Here is an 18,477-nt window from a genome sequence, read left to right on the forward strand (position 1 = left end):
GACGGGCTGGCCAGGGGTGGCGGGAAAGCAAGCGCTGTGGACGGCTTGAGTGCAACAGGCTGTCGAACGATCCCTAGCGCAGGCCGCCCCAAGGCGCTAGGCTGTGCCAGTTTCCCTGATCTGCGAGGTCGTCGATGTCGAACTGGCAACTTCTTGGGCGCAGCAGTAGCGTCAAGGCGGGCAGCGTCGCAGGCCTGCTGCTGGCGCTGGCCGGCAGCGCGGCCGCTGCAGAGCCTGCGGTGCTGATCCGCTGGCAGGTGTTTGAGTACCCGCCCTACTACATCGCCTCGGGGCCGGACAAGGGCAAGGGGCTGTATGACCGCTTTCTGCGTGAGCTGATCGCGGACCTGCCTGGCTTCAGCCATCGCGTCGAGACCAGCAACCCCACCCGCACCGAGGCGCTGATGAAACGCGGCGAGCCGCTGTGTGCCATCAGCCGCCTGCAGACCAGCGAGCGCGACAGCTACAGCCTGTTTGCCCAGCAGGCGCATCTGTACGGGCTGCCCGTGCAGCTGATCGTGACCGAACGGGCCGGCGACGCCGCAACAACATGGATCCACGACGGCCGCCTCAGTCTTGATGGCTTGCTGCAAGCCCGCTCTCTGCGTATCGGTGTCGTTGCCAATCGCCGCTTTGGCGACGCGATCGACAAGCTGCTGGATCGCGCCGCCCAGACACCGTCGCCGGCGGTGGTGCGATGGGCCACCAGCTCGCTCTCCGCAGACACACCACGGCTGATGGCCGTGGACCGCTTTGACGCCACGCTCGCCTACCCCTCGGAGTACGCGCAATGGCAGCAAACACGGACGCGCTTCAAACGCTACCCCATCGCCGAAGCCGCCCATCTGATTGCGGCCCGGATCAGCTGCGCCAACACGCCGGCCGGCCGTGCCTTGATTGCCGCCATCGACCAGCTACCCCCTCAGCGCGCCTCGCTGACCCAGTTGCAGGCCGACTATGAGGCGCTGCTGCCGGCCGAAGACCTTGACAACTACCGTCAACTGGTGGCCATCGAGCGCGGCCATGCCAAGTAATTCTTTGCTTCAGTGCAACAGCGCCTGCGCCTGCTGCAGCGGCATCGGCCGGCCCAGCCGATAGCCCTGGGCGCGGGAGATGCCCAGGGCCTTGAGCGTATCGAGCTCGCCCTGCGTCTCTATGCCCTCGGCAACGATGCTGCTGCCGGTCTGCTCGGCAAAGCTGCACAACGCCGCGGCCAGCGCACGGCGCGAACGGTCGGTGTCGATCGCGCGTGTGATGCTGATGTCCAGTTTGACGATCTCGGGCTGCAGATTGAGGATGTGGCGAAAGCTCGAGTAGCCGGCGCCAGCATCATCGATGGCGATGCGCAGGCCCTCGCGCTGTAGCGGTCGCAGCACGGCGGCGATCTCGTCGTAGCGCTCGACCGCGCGGTGCTCGGTGATTTCAACGACGACGCGCTGCAGCGGCTGTCCGGCCAGCAATCGGCTGAAGTCGCCCTTGACGATGGTGTCCGGCGAGGCGTTGACGGCCACATAGACCTCCGACGGCAAGTCGTCCAGCGCCATCAGCGCCAGCCGGATCGCGCGGCTCTCCAGTTCGATTTGCCGGCCAAGCTGGGCCACCTCGGAGAACCAGACATCGGGGGCCCGGTAGGGCTCGCTGGCAAAGCGGGCCAGCGATTCAAAACCGAGCACGCGCCCGCCCTGCACGTCACAGATGGGCTGATAGACCATGCGCAGGCCGTCGGCGCCCAGCACCGCGTCAAGCCGGCGCTCGATCTGCTGCACGGCGTCGCGCTCCTGCTGCTCGGCCTGGATCTGCGCGGCTGCCATCTCGGCCAATACGCGCATCATCGCCAGGTCGCGCTCGTTCAAGCTGTCGTCCGGCCGCAGGCTGAAGCAGCAGAAAGTGCCATAGAGCCGGCCGTCCTGCAGCCGAATCGGCACGCTCAGATGGGCGCCCACCGGTAGCGCACGCGTGGCGGCCAGGGTCAGCGCCTCGGCGTTCAGGCAGGCATCGGTGAGCAGCGGCGGCAGCCGGCCGTCGAGCACGCGCTGGCAGTAACTCTCCTCCACCGGCGCCGACTCCCCTAGCCGCACCAGGCCACTGGGCTCATGGCCATCGACATAGCGGAACACGCGCTGCCCACCGACGATCTCGGCGATGAAGGCAACGTCCATGCCCAGGTGGGTGCGTATGGCCGAGAGGATGCGCGCCAGGCTCGGCCCCGCCGTATCGTCGCTGATCGGCGTTGTGCCACTGACGGCCGCCGCGATGGCGGTAGCAAGTAGTTTTTGCAACTGCGGCCTCCGAAAACAGCAGTTCTGCCCTGCGCCCCAGGCATACGGTGTGCCAAGGCTGCAGGGTGCGTGAGGCCAATGGTCGCACAAGCGCGGGCGCTATGCCAGCCCGGCATCAGAGTTCGACCGCACGCTCGCGCAATTGGTCCAGCATCGCGGCGTCGGGGAATCGGCGCACGCGATGGCGACGCGGCTGCAGGTCAACAGGCTCTAACAGCGCCCCGGCAATCGCCTGCACATCGGCCCAGCTGACGAGCCAGTGTTCGTGCTGTCCGTCCCGAGGTAGCACAAAGGCAATCAGCTCGGCAGTCGGCAGCAAGGTGTCCACGCCTTCGCTCCAGACGGCAAAGCTCCGCTCAGGTGCCGCATCGCGGCGAACTAATTGAAAGTTGGCAACAAAAACATCCTGCTGCGCGGCCTGGTGAATATGGTCCAGCAACTTTTTCTGCGAACCATAGGCGCCGCCCAGATTGCGCTGCTGCAGTACCCGCAAGGCCTCGGCAACCTCGGGCGGCGGCGTATGCGCACGCCATTGACTACCTTCCAGACGTAGCGGCTCAAAGCTAAGCCAGCGCGGGTTGTCGTCCATGGCCGCGGTGACACGCTGCGCGATCTCCAACAAGGCGGCAGGCTGACGGGCGCTGCAGACCATCAAGGCGTTTCGAAACGGTGCCAGCAGCACCGGCTCGGGCACGCCCAGCCGGTGGATCAGATCGGGCAGTAGCAATCGTGAACTGTCGTAGGAGTCGCCCCATTCCCCCAGCCAGACGCCGGGAGACAGCTCGCGCCAGCCCTGCGCCTCGGGCAGACCACGCAGGTTCTGCAACGCATGCTCCATGGCCTCGTCAAAACCCAGGTGCCATTGCTGCAAATGCTCTTCAGTGACATAGGCCATCGAGGTGGGCATATCGCAAACCAGGGCAACGACCAGATCTGACATCAGATCGGCCGCCAAAGGGCGATGAGGCGTGCCAGAAAAAGGTTTTTCTGCCACCGGCGTGCGCCGTGCCGACAGTTCACCCAGACCGAGATCCATCCGCCCGCGCACCACCGGCATCAGCAAGGGCTTGGCATCCTCCCAGCGCACCGGCACCATGTTGTCGCCAGTGACTCCGCTGAGAAAGCGTTCCAGCAGCGCCGCCCGTCCTGCCCGCGGGCTGTTTCGATAGTCCGCCAGCAGATTGCCCAGATAGATGGTGCAGGGACGACCCTTGAGCGTCGCAGTGATCTCGGCCATGTCGAGCTTCAAGCAGATGTCTTCGGCATGCTGCTGGCGCAGCCAGGTCTCCACCTCTTTGGCCACTTGCTTCAGAGTCGGTGCACCAAACAGCCAGTCGAACAATCCCATCTCTTTCCCTCCAGCAATCTTCTTGTCTAAACCGAGTGGCTCAGCGCCAGCGCAACAGCCGCTTGATGACCGACCAGGCGCGCCGCCACAGGCCGGCCTCCAGCGCCATCAGCTTGGCCACCCAGGGCGGCAAATCCTTGGGTGCCTGGGCAAGCGCCTGCTCGGTGGACGCGCCCTTGAAGATGCTGCGATAGACGGCCAGACCCAGCGCCAGCTCGAACCAGAACAAGGCAGCCAGGCCGAGATAGCGCAGCGGCGCGGCGTAGTTCAGAAGATCGCGTTCCGGCTCGGGCACCAGCTGCAGCGCCACCCAGACGCCCAGGCAGGCCAGCGCCACGGCGCGCACAAGGGCCGGCCGACCGCGGCGTCGATAGCACAGCCAGTAAAGACCGGGCACCACTGCCGCCAGATCGAACAACAGGCCGGCCTCGATCAGGCGGTCGACGGCGCCACGGCTGCTCAGGCCGACATGGCAGTCCACCGCCACGATCAGCGGCGCCAACAACAAGAACCAATGCTTGCGAAGCGAATTCAATTCCAGCTTCATCGTCGTCTCCTCGTCAAAATCTTTGGGCGCGGTTTCTTGCGCCAGGCTCAGGCGGCTGCGGCTAGCGGCAGCTCGCACATCAACGCCAGCGGATTGCCATCCGGGTCATTGAAATTGGCCAGCCAGAGCGCCGTGCTGGCGGTGCGGTGAACGATGTGCGGTGGCGCCGCAAAGACGACGCCTTTGGCCACCAGCGCAGCCGCCACCGCCTCGATGTCGTCAACCCTGAAGTAGATGGCCGACGCTCGGGCGCGCGGCTGACCGGGCGGCAGCACTCCGACCAGCAGGCGCACCGCGCCGCAGATGAAGAAGGCCATCTGGGGCGGGGCCATGAACAGAAAGGGCAGGCCCAAGGTATCGCGGTAGAAAGCGACGCCTTGGTCCAGATCCTCGACGGGGATCATCAGCTGGCCTATCGACGCATTGGCAAGATCCATGGAAGCCTCCTGGGTGCTGGCCCCGGGAGTGTAGGACGGCACTGCCCCTGCCCGCGGCGGCCATCGCACAATGGCCGCTCGTGCCTTCCCCACAGAGCCCAGGACACCGATGAGCGTAGCCGCCCCCCACCGCCACAGCCCGCATCTGATCAGCAGCGAGGCCCAGCTGCGCGAGCTGCTGGGCGAACCCAACGCCCTGGTCTGCGCCAAGATCAGCGACCGGCTGAACGTGATGACGCGCCGCTATATCGAACGCTCACCACTGGTCTGCCTGGCCACCAGCGACGCCGATGGCCGCTGCGACCTCAGCCCGCGCGGCGATCCGGCCGGCTTTGTGCGCATCCTGGACGATCGCTGCCTGCTGATCCCCGAGCGGCCCGGCAACCGCCTCGCCGATACCTTGCGCAACATCCTGGCCAATCCGCATATCGGCCTGCTCTTCATCGTGCCCGGCGTCAGCGACACCTTCCGCGTCAATGGCCGCGCAACAATCACCGTCGACGCCGAGCTGCTGGCGCCCAGCGCCGTCGAGGGCAAGGCCCCGAAGCTCGGCATCCTGGTCGACATCGAAGAGGCCTACACGCAGTGCTCCAAGGCTTTCTTGCGCTCGCAGTTCTGGGACGCCCAGCGCTTTGTCGACCCCGCCAAGATGCCGACCGGCGGCGAGGTGCATCGCGCCATCCAGGGAGAAAGCTTTGACGCCGAGCTGTACGACCGGGAACGTGAGGAGCGCTACCGCCAGCGTGTCGGCTTCTATTGAGGCTTGGGAAAGTCTCGGTTTTCGGATTCATCCCCCAAAAGGGGGAAGTGCCCCCGGCCCGCGTCAGCCAAAGGGGGGACTACGGGTTTTGCCGGAGTCGGCCGACACTGCCCATAACGCAGTTGCAGCACCGAGGCCCCCATGACCCCCTACATCCAGCCCCCCGAGAATCTCCTCTCCCAAGGCGGACTGACCGGCCTGATCCGGCGCAACGCCGGCAGCTGGACCAAGCTGCTGCAACCGGTCGCCGGCCTGGTGCAGCCGCGCATTGACGGGCTGGAGGTCACCGAGTCGACGCTGGAAGAGTGGATGGCTGTCGAGCAGCAGTTTGACGCGCGCGTCGAGCGGCGCTGGTTCTGAGACCGGTCTGCCTAAGGAAGGTCTGCATAAGTCGGCGTGGGCCGTGGTTGAGAGAAATGGGGCTGCCACGTAGGCGCGCTGCGCAGGTCGGGCTGGTGGCCCGACAGCCGAGCAGCGCAACGCCCGTGGGGGCCCCACTTCTCCCAACCCGCAGGGCAAGCACCAGCCAAACCCTGCCGGTGTTACGAGCCTTGCGCAGGCCACCAGCCTGAGCTGCGGCTCGCGCCTAGGCAGGCCTTGGCCGGTGCTTGCCACGGCCCACGCCGACTTATGCAGACCTTCCCTAAGCCCTGTCCGCCCCCGGCATCGCCGCCGGGTCCATCCAGAAGGCGCCCCACAGATGGCCGTCGGGATCGGCCAGATCGCGGCTGTACATGAAGCCGTGGTCCTGCACCGGGTTCACGTCGGCCCGCCCACCATGGGCAGCGGCCGCCTGGTTCATCTGATCGACCGCCTCACGGCTGTCCAGCGACAAATTCAGCATATGCCCCGCCGTGCCCGCGGGCGGCAGGGGCAGCTCGGTGAAGCTGCGCCATTTGGCATGGCTGAGCAGCATCACATGGATGGCCTCGCTCCAGATCATGCCGGCCGCCGTGTCGTCGCTGAAGGGCAGGTTCTGCTCAAAGCCCAGGGCCTTGTAGAAGGCGATCGAGGCACTCAGGTCATTGACGGGCAGGCTGATGAAGATCCTCTTGCTCATGGGGGCCTCCGGTGAGGTGAACGAATGGGGCGAATGGGCAGCATCGCCCGGCACCACCCCCACGACGAAGCAAACCTGCCGCATTCGACAAGCGCCGCGAAAGATCCTTCAGTCCTGCGGGCTGGGCGCCAGGCTCTCAAGAATCGCATAGCCCGCCTCGACACGGGCAGGAATCGGGTAGCTGCGGTTGGCCAGTATCACGATGCCGATGCGCTTTGCTGGCACGAACAGCACATAGGCGCCAAAGCCGCCAGTGGAGCCGGTCTTGTTGAACAGGCGCGGCGTGCTGGCGGGCTGCGCCGGCACGGCCTGCACCGGGTTGGGGTCGAAATAGATTTCCTCGGCATTGCCGCCCAGCAGCAGTTCGCGAGACAGCGGATAGGGGAACTGCTCCCAGCCAAAGCCCTGCACCATGTGGCCGACGCGGAACTGGCCGATCTGCGTCGTCTCGACAGCGCGCCGCAGTGGCGCGTCCAGCGCGGCCGGGTCGAGTTGGGCCTGCACGAAGCGCAGCAGATCGGCCGCCGTCGTTTTGATCCCATAGGTCGCCTCGTCCATCGGGCCCGGATTCACCCGCACCTGCCGGCCCTGGCGATGGCCCCAGGCGTAGTCCGCCATCGCTTCGGCGGGCACATGCAGATGGCTGTGGCGCATGCCCAAAGGCGCAAAGATCTGCTTTTCCATCAGCAGCGCAAAACGCCCCTGCATCGCCGCCGCGGTGGCCGCCCCCAGCAGGCCGATGCTGGGGTTGGAATAGAGCCGCTGCGACCCCGGCCGCGCTGCCGGCTTCCAGCGCTGCAGGTAGGCCAGGGCGTCCGCATCGTCCTTCACGCCATCGGGAAACTGCAAGGGCAGGCCGCCGGCCGTGTAGCTGCCCAGATGCAGCAGGCTGGCCTTGTCGATAGCGCTGCCCTTGAGCGCCGCGACATAGCGCCCCGGATGATCGCGCAGCGCCAGCTTGCCACTGGCCTCGGCATAGGCGGCCAGCGTCGCGGTGAACATCTTGCTGACCGAGCCGATCTCGAAGATCGTCGCGTCGTTCACCGGCGCCTGGCTGTCACGCGCTCGCACCCCGTAGTTGAAGACCTGAGCCCGGCCCTCGATGCTCAAGGCAACGGCCATGCCGGGGATGTCATAGCGTGCCATCAGCGGCTGGATGATGACATCGATGCTGGCGCGCAGCGCCTCGGCGCTATCCGCGGTGGTGGTGCTGGTGGCGCCGGCACCGAGCGGCGCCACCAGCGCCAGGCCGGCAGCCAGCGCGTGCTGGCAGAGTTGTCGACGAGAGAGTGTCTGGGGCATGGGCTGAAATTTCATGGCGGCGAGTCTCGCAGTTCGCACTTGCCATGCCGATGGGCATACACATGCCGGCGCCATCGGCAGACCAGCGGTCACGGCTCGTGCGCCGAGCTGCGCGATGATGCGGGCTTGTCGAGAACCGCCCGTCTCGTTCGTCGTTCCGTCATCACCCCACCAGGACCCACGATGAAACTGCACGTTTTTGCTCCCGCCCTGTTCGCGCTGCTGGCCCAGGCCGCCCTGGCCGCACCCACGACTTATGTGATCGACCCCAGCCACACCTACCCCAGCTTCGAGGCTGACCACATGGGCATGTCCTACTGGCGCGGCAAGCTGAACAAGAACGCCGGCGCCATCGTCTACGACAAGGCCAGCGGCGCCGGCAGTGTCGAAGTCAGCATGGACCTGGCCAGCATCGACTTCGGCCTCGCCGCGATGAACGCCTGGGCCACCGGTAAGGACTTCTTCAACGTCGAGAAGAACCCGAGCGCGCTCTACAAGGGCCGCTTCGACGCCATCAAGGCCGGCATGCCCACCCAGGTGCAGGGCGAGCTGAGCCTGAACGGGCAGACCCATCCGCTGACCCTCACCATCCATCAGCTCAAGTGCATGCCTCACCCCATGCTCAAGCGCGACTTCTGCGGCGCCGACGCCTCGGCCACCTTCAACCGCGCCGACTTCGGCCTCGGTGCCGGCAAGGACTGGGGCTTCAAGATGGACGTGAACCTGCGGATTCAGGTCGAGGCAGTGGCGAAGGAGTGAGGGGTCAGGGCGTCGACGCATCTCGCCCAGCGCTGGCCGGCTGCCCTGCGCCCTGGCCGCGATCCTGCAGATCGCCTCTGCCTGCGATTGCCACTGCCCTTTCCCGCGAATAGCGGGAAGTCAATGGCTGGAGCATGGATCCCGCATGCCGGTCCGCAGTCCTGGCGCCGGCGCTAGCGCGACGAACACTGCCTGGCCTGCGGCGGGCATGTCTGCGCTTTCGCCGCACCGTCACAGCAGGCCCGACCGGAAACAGGTGGCAATGCGAAGCAGTGAAAGGCGCTCGCCAGCTGTCGGTGGCTTCAAAAAGCTCAAGAGCCGGGCCTCAGGCGCCCTGATAGCCCCGCGGTACGGCACCCAGCAGCCGGCGCGTGTAGTCCTGCTGCGGCGCGGCGAGCAGGGCCTGGGTTTCGGCCTGTTCGACGACATCGCCGTTTTGCATCACCAGCACCTCGTCGGAGATGAACTTCACCACCGCCAGGTCGTGGCTGATGAAGATGTAGGACAGGCCGAACTCGTCCTGCAGGTCTTTGAGCAGATTCAGCACCTGCGCCTGCACCGACACGTCCAGCGCCGAGACCGATTCATCGAGCACCAGCACCTCGGGGTTCAGCGTCAGGCAGCGGGCAATGGCGATGCGCTGGCGCTGGCCGCCGCTGAACTCGTGCGGGTACTTGTAGAGCGCGCTGTCGTCCAGGCCGACCTTCTTGAGCAGCGCGCTGGCACGGGCCAGACGCTCGGCGTGGTCGGCACCGATGGCGTGTATCTCCATCGGCTCCAGCAGCGCCTGCGCAATGGTGAAGCGCGGGTTCAGCGAGGCATAGGGGTTCTGGAACACGACCTGGATGCGACGGCGCATCTTCTGCCAATCCGGTCCGCTCATCTTCAGCAGGTCTTTGCCCTCGAACATCACCTCGCCGCCGCTGGGTTCGTGCAGGCGCAGGAGCGTCAGGCCCATCGTCGTCTTGCCCGAGCCCGACTCGCCGACCACGCCCAGCGTGTAGCCCTTGCGCAGCTTGAAGTTCACGTCCTTGACGGCCGGGAACTCCTTCTTGCCGAACAGGCCGCTCTTGAAGAAAAAGCTCTTCTTCAGGCCGCGCACTTCGAGGATCACCGGTGCATTTGGGTCCTTGGCCTTGGCCGGGCCTTGCGCGGCGCGGCCGGCGATGTGGTCGTCAATCACCATCAGCCGCGCCGGGTTCTCGCTGAGCGAGGGCCGGCAGGCCAAGAGCGCACGGGTGTAGGCGTCCTGCGGGGCGTGGAAGATGTCGGCCACCGGGGCCTGCTCGCGGATCTCGCCATGGCGCATCACGACGACGCGATCGGCGATCTCGCCGACGACGCCCAGGTCATGCGAGATGAACAGCATGCTCATCTTGTGCGAGTCCTTCAGCTTGGCCAAGAGCTCCATCACCTGGCGCTGGATGGTCACGTCCAGCGCGGTGGTCGGCTCGTCGGCGATCAGCAGCTTCGGGCTGCAGGCCAGCGCAACGGCAATCATCACCCGCTGCTGCTGGCCGCCGGAGAGTTCGTGTGGAAAGCTGCCGAGGCGGCGCTTGGGTTCGGGAATGCCGACCTCGTTGAGCAGCTCCTCGGCACGGGTCAGCGCCTGGCGGCGGCTCATCCCCAGGTGCTTGATCAGCGGCTCCATGATCTGGTCGGCCACGGTGAACACCGGGTTCAGCGAGCTCATCGGATCCTGGAACACGCAGGCGATCTCGCGGCCGCGAATCGCCTGCAGCTCACGCAGCGTGGTCTGCAGCAGGTCGCGGCCCTGGAACAGGATCTGCCCTTGCCGCTCGGCGTTGTCGGGCAGCAGGTTCAGGATGGACATGGCCGTGACGCTCTTGCCCGAGCCCGACTCGCCCACCAGCGCCACCGTGCTGTTCTCCGGAATGTCAAAGCTGATGCCCTTGACGGCCAGTTGGCGCTGCACCTCGCCCTGAACCTTGCCCATCCGGAAGGCGACCTTCAAATCTCGAATCGACAACATTTCAAATTCCCTCTCAGACCGACCAAATCGCGCAACCGGGCCCAGCGGAGCCCGCGGATCCGGCTCTGCCGGTCCGCCGGGCTCGCCCCCTTGAGGGGCTGAGGCTGGACACAAAAGGCACGCCGTTTGTGCCTGCCGAAGGGCCTGGCCTCTGGCCTGGCGCGGCCTGCAGGGTCGGCGCAGCGCGTAGGGGGTGGTCCATTACTCGAGTCCCCTGAGCTTGGGATCCAGCGCATCGCGCAGCGCATCGGTGAACAGCGCGAAGGCGGTCACGAACACGGCCATGAAGGCGGTCACCGCGGCCAGCTGCCACCAGTAGCCGAGGATCAGCTCGCCCTGGGCTTCGGAGAGCATGGTGCCCCAGCTGACCTGATCAACGCCGACGCCCAGGCCCAGGTAGGACAGGATGACCTCGCTCTTGATGAAGCTCACCACATGCAGCGACAGCTGCACCAGCGCCACATGCGAGACATTGGGCAGGATGTGCTTGAACATCCGCGAGCCGCGCGAGGCGCCGATGGCTTCGGCCGCACGCACATATTCGCGGCTGGAATGCTTGATGAACTCGGCACGTATCAGGCGGTAGATGCCGGTCCAGCCGGCCAGGCCCAGAATCATCACCACCGAGAGCACGCCGCGGCCGAAGATCACCGCGAAGGCGAAGATCAGCAGGATGCTGGGAATGGCGGTGAAGACGTTGTAGACCCACTCGAGCAGATCGCCGACGCGGCCGCCGAAAAAGCCCGACAGCGCTCCGAGCACGGTGCCGATCAGCGTCGCCACCACGGCCGCCAGCACGCCGACCATGATGGACACCTCGGCGCCCTTCATCACCTTGGCCAGCACATCGCGGCCCAGGCGGTCGCCGCCGAAGGGCAGGGTCTGGGACTTGACGATGTCCTCGCTCTTGTAGGCCTTGGCCCGCTCGGCCCATTCGGCATAGCGCGGTGCCAGCGGGTCGATATCGGACAGGTCGACATTCGGGCCCTTGGGCGCGGCGATGGCCTCGCTGCTCTCGGCCGGCGCGGGGCCAACGAAGGTCGGCGGTGCATTCGGCACGCCCAGCTCGCGCTGCCAGTCGCGCGCCAGCACGCCGGCACCGGTCAGCACCACCAGCACCAGAAAGACGGCCACCACGGCCATGCAGAACATGCCGACGCGGTCGGCCTTCATGCGCAGCCAGGCAGCAGCCCAGACGCCTTGCGAGCGCTGCCGCGGCGCTGCGGAAACAGTTGAGGTGACGGTGTTCATTTCAGCACCACGCGAGGATCGACCAGCTTGTAGAGCAGGTCGGTGATCAGGTTCACGACCATGGTGATGGCGGCGATGTAGATGGCGAAGGCCTGGATCACCGGATAGTCGTTGCGGTTGACGGCCAGCAGGATCTCGCGGCCGAGGCCGGGAATGGAGAAGAACACCTCAAGCAGAAAGCTGCCGACGAAGATGCTGGGCAGGGCCACCGAGATATTGGTCAGGATGGGGATCATCGCGTTGCGCAGCACATGCTTGAGCAGGATCACCCGCTCGCTCAGGCCCTTGGCGCGCGCGGTGCGCACATAGTCGTGGCCGATTTCGTCGAGGAAGAAGCTGCGGTACAGCCGCGTGTAGGGCGACAGCGCGACCAGCACCGCCACCAGCACCGGCAGCGGCGCGTAGGTCGTCAGATTGGTCCAGAAGCTGTCGCTCCAGCCCTGCACCGGGAACCAGCCAAGCCGGAAGGCGAAGACGTACTGGCCGACGATCACATAGACCAGCAGCGAAATCGACACCGCGACGGTGGTCAGCACCATCACGGCGCGATCGGTGACGCTGCCGCGTACATAGGCCACGGCCAGCGCAAAGGGAATGGCCAGCAGCACTTCCAGGAACAGGATGGGCAGCATCACCGTCAGCGTGGCCGGCATGCGGGTGGCGAAGAGCTTGGACACCGCCTCGTTGGTGGCCCAGCTCTTGCCCCAGTCAAAGGTGACGATCTGCTTGATGAAGATCCACAGCTGCTCCCAGACCGGCTTGTTCAGACCCAGCTGTTCGCGGATGACCTCGATCTGCTCGCTGCTGGCGTTGAGCCCGCCCAGCACCTCGGCCGGGTCGCCGCCAAACCATTTGAAGAGAAAAAACACCAGCAGCACGACGCCCAGCAGGGTCGGGATCATCTGCCACAGGCGCCGTATCAGGTATGCCGCCATTGCTGTCGGGCTCCAATCATCCGTCTGGCCAAAAGTGAAACCCCGGCAGCCGCCGGGGTCATAGGGAAAAATCTGGCCCGAGTCTAGTTCAAGGCCAGGGCGCTTCCCATTGCGGTTTGTTCGGTTAACACTGAGAAAAGCTCATAGGAAAGGTGCGAGCTTGTGAGTCACAATTCGCGCCCTGCGGGTCGCCATCAGGCGCTGCCCGCGCTGGCGCTTTCTTGCAAGGGATTCAGAGATCGTGAAGCCATTCTTCGCCCAGGCCCTGCTGGGCTTGATCTGCCTGCTGCCGCAGGGCGCATCGGCGAACGAAGCGGCCGCTCCCAAGGTGTTCCGCTATGCGATACGCATTGCCGAAACCGGCTTCGACCCGGCGCAGATCTCCGATCTCTACTCGCGCACCATTGCTTCCGGCATGTACGAGGCGCCGCTGCGCTTCGACTTCCTGGCTCGCCCGATCCGGCTGCGCCCGGGCACGACGGTCGATCTGCCGGAGATCACGGCCGACTTCAAGACCCTGACCTTCAAGCTCAAGCCCGGCATCTTCTTCGCGCCCGACCCGGCCTTTGGCGGCAAGAAGCGCGAGCTGGTGGCGGCCGATTACGTCTATTCGATCAAGCGCCATTACGACCCCAAGGTGAAGAGCAGCAACCTCTACATCCTGGAGGCGGCCAAGATCGTCGGCCTGAGTGAGTTGCGCAAGGAAGCGCTGGCCAGCAAGAAGCCGTTTGACTACGACCGCGAAGTCGCGGGGCTGCGGGCGCTGGATCGCTACACCTTTCAGGTTCACGTCGAAAACGGTGACCCGCGCTTCGTCAATTACTTCGGCGATGTGATGCTGGGTGCGCAGGCCCGCGAGGTGGTCGAGTTCTATGGCGACAAGATCATGGAACACCCGGTCGGCACCGGTGCCTGGCGGTTGGCCGAGTGGCGGCGCAGCTCGCTGATGGTGCTGGAGAAGAACCCGAACTACCGCGATGAGGTCTACGACTTGCAGCCCGACCCGGCCAACACCCGCATGGTGGCCGAAGCGGCGCGGCTGCAGGGGCGCAAGCTGCCAATGATCGATCGGGTCGAGATCGCCGTCGTCGAGGAGAACCAGCCGCGCTGGCTGGCCTATCTGCGCAAGGAGTTCGACATCATCGAAGACCTGCCGCCGGAGTACGCGCCGGTGGCCGTGCCGAAGGGCAAGCTGGCGCCCAATCTGGCCAAGGACGGCATGCTGGCGGTGCGCTACCCGCGCTCCGACATCTTCATCAGCTACTTCAATATGGACGACCCGGTCGTCGGCGGCTACACGCCCGAGAAGGTGGCGCTGCGCCGGGCGATCTCGCTGGCCTATGACACCGACAAGGAAGTGCGGATTCCGCGGCGCGGCCAAGCCATCGTCAGCCAGGGCCCGATCCCGCCCACGACCTTTGGCTACGAGCCGACGCTGAAGACCGAGATGAGCGAGCACAACCTGGCGCGCGCCCAGGCCCTGCTCGATCTCTACGGCTATGTCGATCGCGACGGCGATGGCTGGCGCGATCAGCCCGATGGCCGCCCGCTGCAGATCGAGTACACGACCGAGCCCGATGGCGAGAAGCGCCAGCTGGCCGAGCTGTGGCAGAAAGCGATGGATGCGCTGCATGTGCGCATCAAGTTCAACTACCGCAAATGGCCGGAGAACCTGAAATCGGCCAATGCCGGCAAGCTGCAGATGTGGGGCGTGGGCTGGAGCGCGACCACGCCCGATGGCGACACCTTTCTGGCCCTGGGCTACGGGCCCAACAAGGGCCAGGCGAACAAGTCGCGTTTCGACCTGCCGGCCTTCAACGCGCTGTACAAGCAGCAGAAGGCCTTGCCCAATGGGCCCGAGCGGCTGGCACTGATGACCGAGGCGCAGAAGCTGATGGTCGCCTACACGCCCTACAAGCTGCATGTGCATCGCGTCTTCACCGATCTGTCCCAACCCTGGGTGATCGGCTACGACCGCAATGTCTATATGCGCGATTTCTGGAAATACATCGACATCGACCTGGCCGCCCAGCAGGCGGCCCGGCGTTGATCGCAAGCAGCTGGCCTCCCCGATGACGAACAAGCAAATCCCAGCGGCACGCCGCCAAGCACTCCAGGCCGGGCTGAGTCTGGCCCTGCTGGTCGCCGCCACGCCCGGCCTGGCCACGGCGCCGCAGGCAACCACCGCAACATCCGCCGCAACATCCGCCGCAACATCGGCCGCCTCGCCCAAGGTGCTGCGCTACGCCTTTCGTATTGCCGAGACCGGCTTTGATCCGGCCCGGGTGTCGGACCTGTACTCGCGCAGCGTCACGCCGCATATCTTCGAGGGCCTCTATACCTACGATCACCTGGCCCGGCCGACCCAGCTCAAGCCGCTGATCGCGACGGCCATGCCCGAGATCAGCGATGACTTCAAGACCTTTGTCATCCGCATCCGGCCCGGCGTGTTTTTCACTGACGATCCGGCCTTCAAGGGCAAGCCGCGCGAGCTGGTCGCCGAGGACTTCGTCTACAGCTTCAAGCGCTTTGCCGATCCGGCCAACAACTCCTCGGCCTGGAGCGATCTGGCCGAGGCCGATGTCGTTGGCCTGACCGCCTACCGCAATGAGCTGCTGAAGAGCAAGAAGCCCTTCGACTACGACCGCCCCATCGAGGGCCTGCGCGCGCTGGACCGCTACACACTGCAGTTCAAGCTGCGCGGCACCCGGCCGCGCTTCGTCTACACGCTGGCGCAAAGCGATCTGTTCGGTGCGGTGCCGCGCGAGGTCGTCGAGGCCCATGGCGGCACGGTGATGGAGCATCCGGTGGGCACCGGGCCCTTTGTGCTCAAGCAATGGCGGCGCAGCTCGCTGATCGTGCTGGAGAAGAACCCGAATTACCGCGAGCGCTATTACGACGCCGAGCCGGCCGCCGATGACGCCGAGGGCCAGGCCCTCCTCGCGCGGCTGAAGGGCCGGCGCCTGCCCATGGTCGATCGTGTCGAGGTCGCCATCATCGAGGAGAACCAGCCGCGCTGGCTGTCCTTTCTGAACGGCCAGTTCGATCTGGTCTACCAGCTGCCCGAGGATTTCATCAACCAGGTGATGCCGCAGGGCAAGCTGGCGCCCAATCTGCAGAAGCTGGGCCTGCAGTCCTGGCGCACGCTGAACAGCGATGTGCTATTCACCGTCTTCAATATGGAAGACCCGGTCGTTGGCGGCTACACGCCCGAGCAGGTGGCGCTGCGCCGCGCGATCGCGCTGGGCACCGATGTCGAGCGCGAGCGCACGCTGGCGCGGCGCGGCCAGGCGATGCGGGCACAGAGCTTCTACCTGCCCAACACGACCGGCTTCGATGCCAACGAACACAGCCCGGCCAGCGAATACGACCCGGCCCGCGCCAAGGCCCTGCTTGATCTCTATGGCTACAAGGATGTCGATGGCGACGGCTGGCGCGAGCGCCCCGATGGCCAGCCGCTGTTGCTCGAGGCGATGACCACGCCGGATGCCTTCCAGCGCCAGATCGACGAGATCTGGCAGAAGAATATGGCCGCGCTGGGCATCAAGGTGCGCTTCAAGGTCGGCAAATGGCCCGAGAACTACAAGGCGCTGCGCGCTGGCAAATACCAGCTGTGGTGGTTGGGCACCTCGGCCTCGACGCCCGATGGCCTGGACTCGCTGGGGCGCCATGCCAGCGAGCGTATCGGCCAGAACAACCATGCGCGCTTTCGCAACAAGCAGCTGGACGAGCTGTTCACCCGCGCCAGCGCCCTGCCCGATGGGCCCGAACGGCTGGCCTTGCTGAACGAGGCCAAGCGCATCGCCGCCGCCTATATGCCCTATATCAACCGCCTGCACCGCTACTACACCGATCTGGCCCAGCCGCAGCTGATCGGCTACCGCCGGACCGTGTTCTGGCAGAACTGGTGGGAGTATGTGGACATCGACGAGAGCCTGCGGGCGCGCTGAGGCCGGACCCTGATGACACACGCACCGCGCCGCCGCGATCTGCTCAAGCTCAGCGCCGCTGGCCTGGCCTGGCCGGCGCTGGGCACGGCCGCGGCGAGCGCTGCTGACGCGCCCAAGACGCTGCGCTACGCCTTTCGTGTGGCCGAGACCGGTTTCGATCCGCCCCAGGTCAGCGATCTGTATTCGCTGACCATCACCGCGCACATCTTCGAGGCGCTGTACGGCTACGACTATCTGGCCGAGCCGGTCAAGATCAAGCCGCTGACGGCGGCGGCGCTGCCCGAGGTCAGCGCCGACTACAAGACCTGGACGATACGGCTGCGCCCCGGCATCTTCTTTGCCGAGGATGAGGCCTTTGGCGGCCGGCGCCGCGAGCTCGTGGCCGAGGACTACGTCTACAGCTTCAAGCGCTTTGCCGATCCCAAGGTCAAGAGCCCGCAGTGGAACGTCGTTGATGAATGGGGGGTGCTGGGTCTGGCCGAGCTGCGCCGCGCGGCGCTGGCGAGCCAGAAGCCTTTCGATTACGACCGCGCTATCGAGGGCCTGCGCGCACTGGACCGCTACACGCTGCAGATCCGCCTGGCCAAGCCACGGCCGCGGCTGCTGGAGCCGCTGGCCCGCTGCGATCTGTTCGGCGCGCTGGCGCGCGAAGTCGTTGAGCGCTACGGCAGCGACATCATGGCCCACCCGGTTGGCACCGGGCCCTTCCGACTGGCGCAGTGGCGGCGCAGCTCGCTGATCACGCTGGAGAAGAACCCCGGCTTTCGCGAGATGCTCTACGAGGCCGAGCCGGCCGCTGGCGATGCCGAGGGTCAGGCCTTGCTGGCCCGCTTCAAGGGCCGCAGGCTGCCCATGGTGGACCGGGTCGAAGTGAGCATCATCGAAGAGGATCAGCCGCGCTGGCTGTCCTTCCTGAACGGGGAACACGATCTCCTTGAGCGCCTGCCCAACGACTATGTGGACATCGCGCTGCCGCACGGCAAGCTGGCGCCGAATCTGGCCAAGCGCGGCCTGCAGCTGCATCGCACGCTGGGTGCCGAATGCACGTTCACGACCTTCAATATGGAGGACCCGCTGCTCGGTGGCTACACGCCCGAGCGGGTGGCGCTGCGCCGCGCGATCGGGCTGGGCCTCGATGTCGACCGAGAGATCGGCCAAATCCGCCATGGCCAGGCCATCCGCGCGCAATCGCTGGTGGCGCCGCACACCAACGGCTACCGGCCCGACTATCGCAGCGAGATGGGCGACTATGACCTGGCCCGCGCCCGCGCCCTGCTCGATCTCTACGGTTATCGCGACCGCGATGGCGATGGCTGGCGCGAGCAGCCCGATGGCGCGCCGCTCGTGGTCGAGATCGCCACCCAGCCCGATGCACAGTCGCGTCAGTACGACGAGCTGTGGCAGCGCAACTTCGCCGCGGTGGGCCTGAAGACGCGCTTCAAGCAGGCCAAATGGCCCGAGCAGCTGAAGGCGGTGCGCGCCGGCAAGTTCAGTGTCTGGTACCTGGCCGACACCGCCAATGTGCCCGACGGGCAGCTGATGCTGCAGCGGCTCTACGGCCCGCAATCCGGCAGCCGCAATCTCTCGCGCTTTCGCAACGCCGCCTTCGATGCGATCTACGAACGGATGCAGCAGCTGCCCGATGGCCCGGAGCGCGAGGCGCTGTTCATCGAGGCCAAGCGCCTGCAGGCGGTCTGGATGCCGGTGAAGAGCCATGTGCACCGCATCCTCAACGATGTGTCTCAGCCCTGGCTGATCGGCTATCGCCGGCCGCTGTTCCGCTACGAGTTCTGGCAGTACCTGGACATCGCCGCCCGGCCGCAATGAGCAATGGCACTGAGGTGGCTGGGCGTCGA

At 65.9% G+C, this 18,477-nt stretch carries 16 protein-coding genes; 7 read left to right on the forward strand and 9 right to left on the reverse strand.

Annotated elements, in window-relative coordinates; all coding sequences use genetic code 11:
• Window positions 1-134: 134 nt before the first annotated feature.
• Window positions 135-1,034: a TIGR02285 family protein gene (locus RQP53_RS17515; protein ID WP_315651968.1), complete on the forward strand. Its 900-nt coding sequence runs from the start codon at window positions 135-137 to the stop codon at window positions 1,032-1,034.
• Between the two features lie 9 nt (window positions 1,035-1,043).
• On the opposite strand, the gene RQP53_RS17520 is transcribed toward RQP53_RS17515, so the two are convergent.
• From RQP53_RS17520 to RQP53_RS17535, 4 genes are all read right to left on the reverse strand, one after another.
• A complete protein-coding gene (locus RQP53_RS17520) occupies window positions 1,044-2,279 on the reverse strand; it encodes a sensor domain-containing phosphodiesterase (protein WP_315651969.1) in 1,236 nt (411 codons plus the stop codon).
• A 115-nt stretch (window positions 2,280-2,394) separates the two neighbouring features.
• Window positions 2,395-3,627: a DUF1444 domain-containing protein gene (locus tag RQP53_RS17525; RefSeq protein WP_315651970.1), complete on the reverse strand. Its 1,233-nt coding sequence runs from the start codon at window positions 3,625-3,627 to the stop codon at window positions 2,395-2,397.
• A 40-nt stretch (window positions 3,628-3,667) separates the two neighbouring features.
• Window positions 3,668-4,174 carry a hypothetical protein gene (locus RQP53_RS17530; protein WP_315651971.1) on the reverse strand — a complete coding sequence of 169 codons (507 nt, stop codon included), beginning with the start codon at window positions 4,172-4,174 and terminating at the stop codon, window positions 3,668-3,670.
• Window positions 4,175-4,221: 47 nt separating this feature from the next.
• Window positions 4,222-4,611, reverse strand: coding sequence for a VOC family protein (locus RQP53_RS17535; protein WP_315651972.1), 390 nt, complete (start codon window positions 4,609-4,611; stop codon window positions 4,222-4,224).
• A 109-nt stretch (window positions 4,612-4,720) separates the two neighbouring features.
• Between RQP53_RS17535 and RQP53_RS17540 the strand changes: the two genes are divergently transcribed.
• Together RQP53_RS17540 and RQP53_RS17545 are read left to right on the forward strand one after the other, a co-directional pair.
• Window positions 4,721-5,371 carry a pyridoxamine 5'-phosphate oxidase family protein gene (locus RQP53_RS17540; protein ID WP_315651973.1) on the forward strand — a complete coding sequence of 217 codons (651 nt, stop codon included), beginning with the start codon at window positions 4,721-4,723 and terminating at the stop codon, window positions 5,369-5,371.
• A gap of 141 nt (window positions 5,372-5,512) precedes the next feature.
• Entirely contained in the window at window positions 5,513-5,731 is a 219-nt protein-coding gene (locus RQP53_RS17545) for a hypothetical protein (RefSeq protein ID WP_315651974.1), read from the forward strand.
• Between the two features lie 283 nt (window positions 5,732-6,014).
• Here RQP53_RS17545 and RQP53_RS17550 read toward each other — a convergent pair whose 3' ends face one another.
• Both RQP53_RS17550 and ampC read right to left on the reverse strand, forming a co-directional pair.
• Complete coding sequence (locus RQP53_RS17550) at window positions 6,015-6,431, reverse strand: VOC family protein (protein ID WP_315651975.1); 417 nt, start codon at window positions 6,429-6,431, stop codon at window positions 6,015-6,017.
• Window positions 6,432-6,539: 108 nt separating this feature from the next.
• The gene (ampC, locus tag RQP53_RS17555; protein ID WP_434064114.1) at window positions 6,540-7,733 is read right to left on the reverse strand and encodes a class C beta-lactamase; all 1,194 of its coding nucleotides are present in this window, start codon (window positions 7,731-7,733) and stop codon (window positions 6,540-6,542) included.
• 183 nt (window positions 7,734-7,916) lie between these two features.
• Here ampC and RQP53_RS17560 point away from each other — a divergent pair, with 183 nt between their 5' ends.
• A complete protein-coding gene (locus RQP53_RS17560) occupies window positions 7,917-8,492 on the forward strand; it encodes a YceI family protein (protein WP_315651977.1) in 576 nt (191 codons plus the stop codon).
• A 325-nt stretch (window positions 8,493-8,817) separates the two neighbouring features.
• On the opposite strand, the gene RQP53_RS17565 is transcribed toward RQP53_RS17560, so the two are convergent.
• The 3 genes from RQP53_RS17565 to RQP53_RS17575 all read right to left on the reverse strand — a co-directional run bounded on the left by RQP53_RS17565 (window position 8,818) and on the right by RQP53_RS17575 (window position 12,671).
• On the reverse strand, window positions 8,818-10,485 hold the full coding sequence (locus RQP53_RS17565) for an ABC transporter ATP-binding protein (protein WP_315651978.1): 1,668 nt from the start codon (window positions 10,483-10,485) through the stop codon (window positions 8,818-8,820).
• Between the two features lie 201 nt (window positions 10,486-10,686).
• Window positions 10,687-11,736, reverse strand: coding sequence for an ABC transporter permease (locus RQP53_RS17570; RefSeq protein WP_315651979.1), 1,050 nt, complete (start codon window positions 11,734-11,736; stop codon window positions 10,687-10,689).
• Entirely contained in the window at window positions 11,733-12,671 is a 939-nt protein-coding gene (locus RQP53_RS17575; protein ID WP_315651980.1) for an ABC transporter permease, read from the reverse strand. The genes RQP53_RS17570 and RQP53_RS17575 overlap by 4 nt, the downstream gene beginning before the upstream one ends.
• A gap of 241 nt (window positions 12,672-12,912) precedes the next feature.
• Between RQP53_RS17575 and RQP53_RS17580 the strand changes: the two genes are divergently transcribed.
• The 3 genes from RQP53_RS17580 to RQP53_RS17590 are packed head-to-tail and all read left to right on the forward strand — an operon-like array spanning window position 12,913 to window position 18,448.
• Entirely contained in the window at window positions 12,913-14,721 is a 1,809-nt protein-coding gene (locus RQP53_RS17580; protein WP_315651981.1) for an ABC transporter substrate-binding protein, read from the forward strand.
• 22 nt (window positions 14,722-14,743) lie between these two features.
• On the forward strand, window positions 14,744-16,621 hold the full coding sequence (locus tag RQP53_RS17585) for an ABC transporter substrate-binding protein (protein ID WP_315651982.1): 1,878 nt from the start codon (window positions 14,744-14,746) through the stop codon (window positions 16,619-16,621).
• A 12-nt stretch (window positions 16,622-16,633) separates the two neighbouring features.
• Window positions 16,634-18,448, forward strand: a complete 1,815-nt coding sequence (locus RQP53_RS17590; protein WP_315651983.1) for an ABC transporter substrate-binding protein — start codon at window positions 16,634-16,636, stop codon at window positions 18,446-18,448.
• Window positions 18,449-18,477: the final 29 nt, after the last annotated feature.

It is taken from the genome of Roseateles aquae (assembly GCF_032337115.1).
GTDB lineage: Bacteria > Pseudomonadota > Gammaproteobacteria > Burkholderiales > Burkholderiaceae_C > Roseateles_C > Roseateles_C aquae.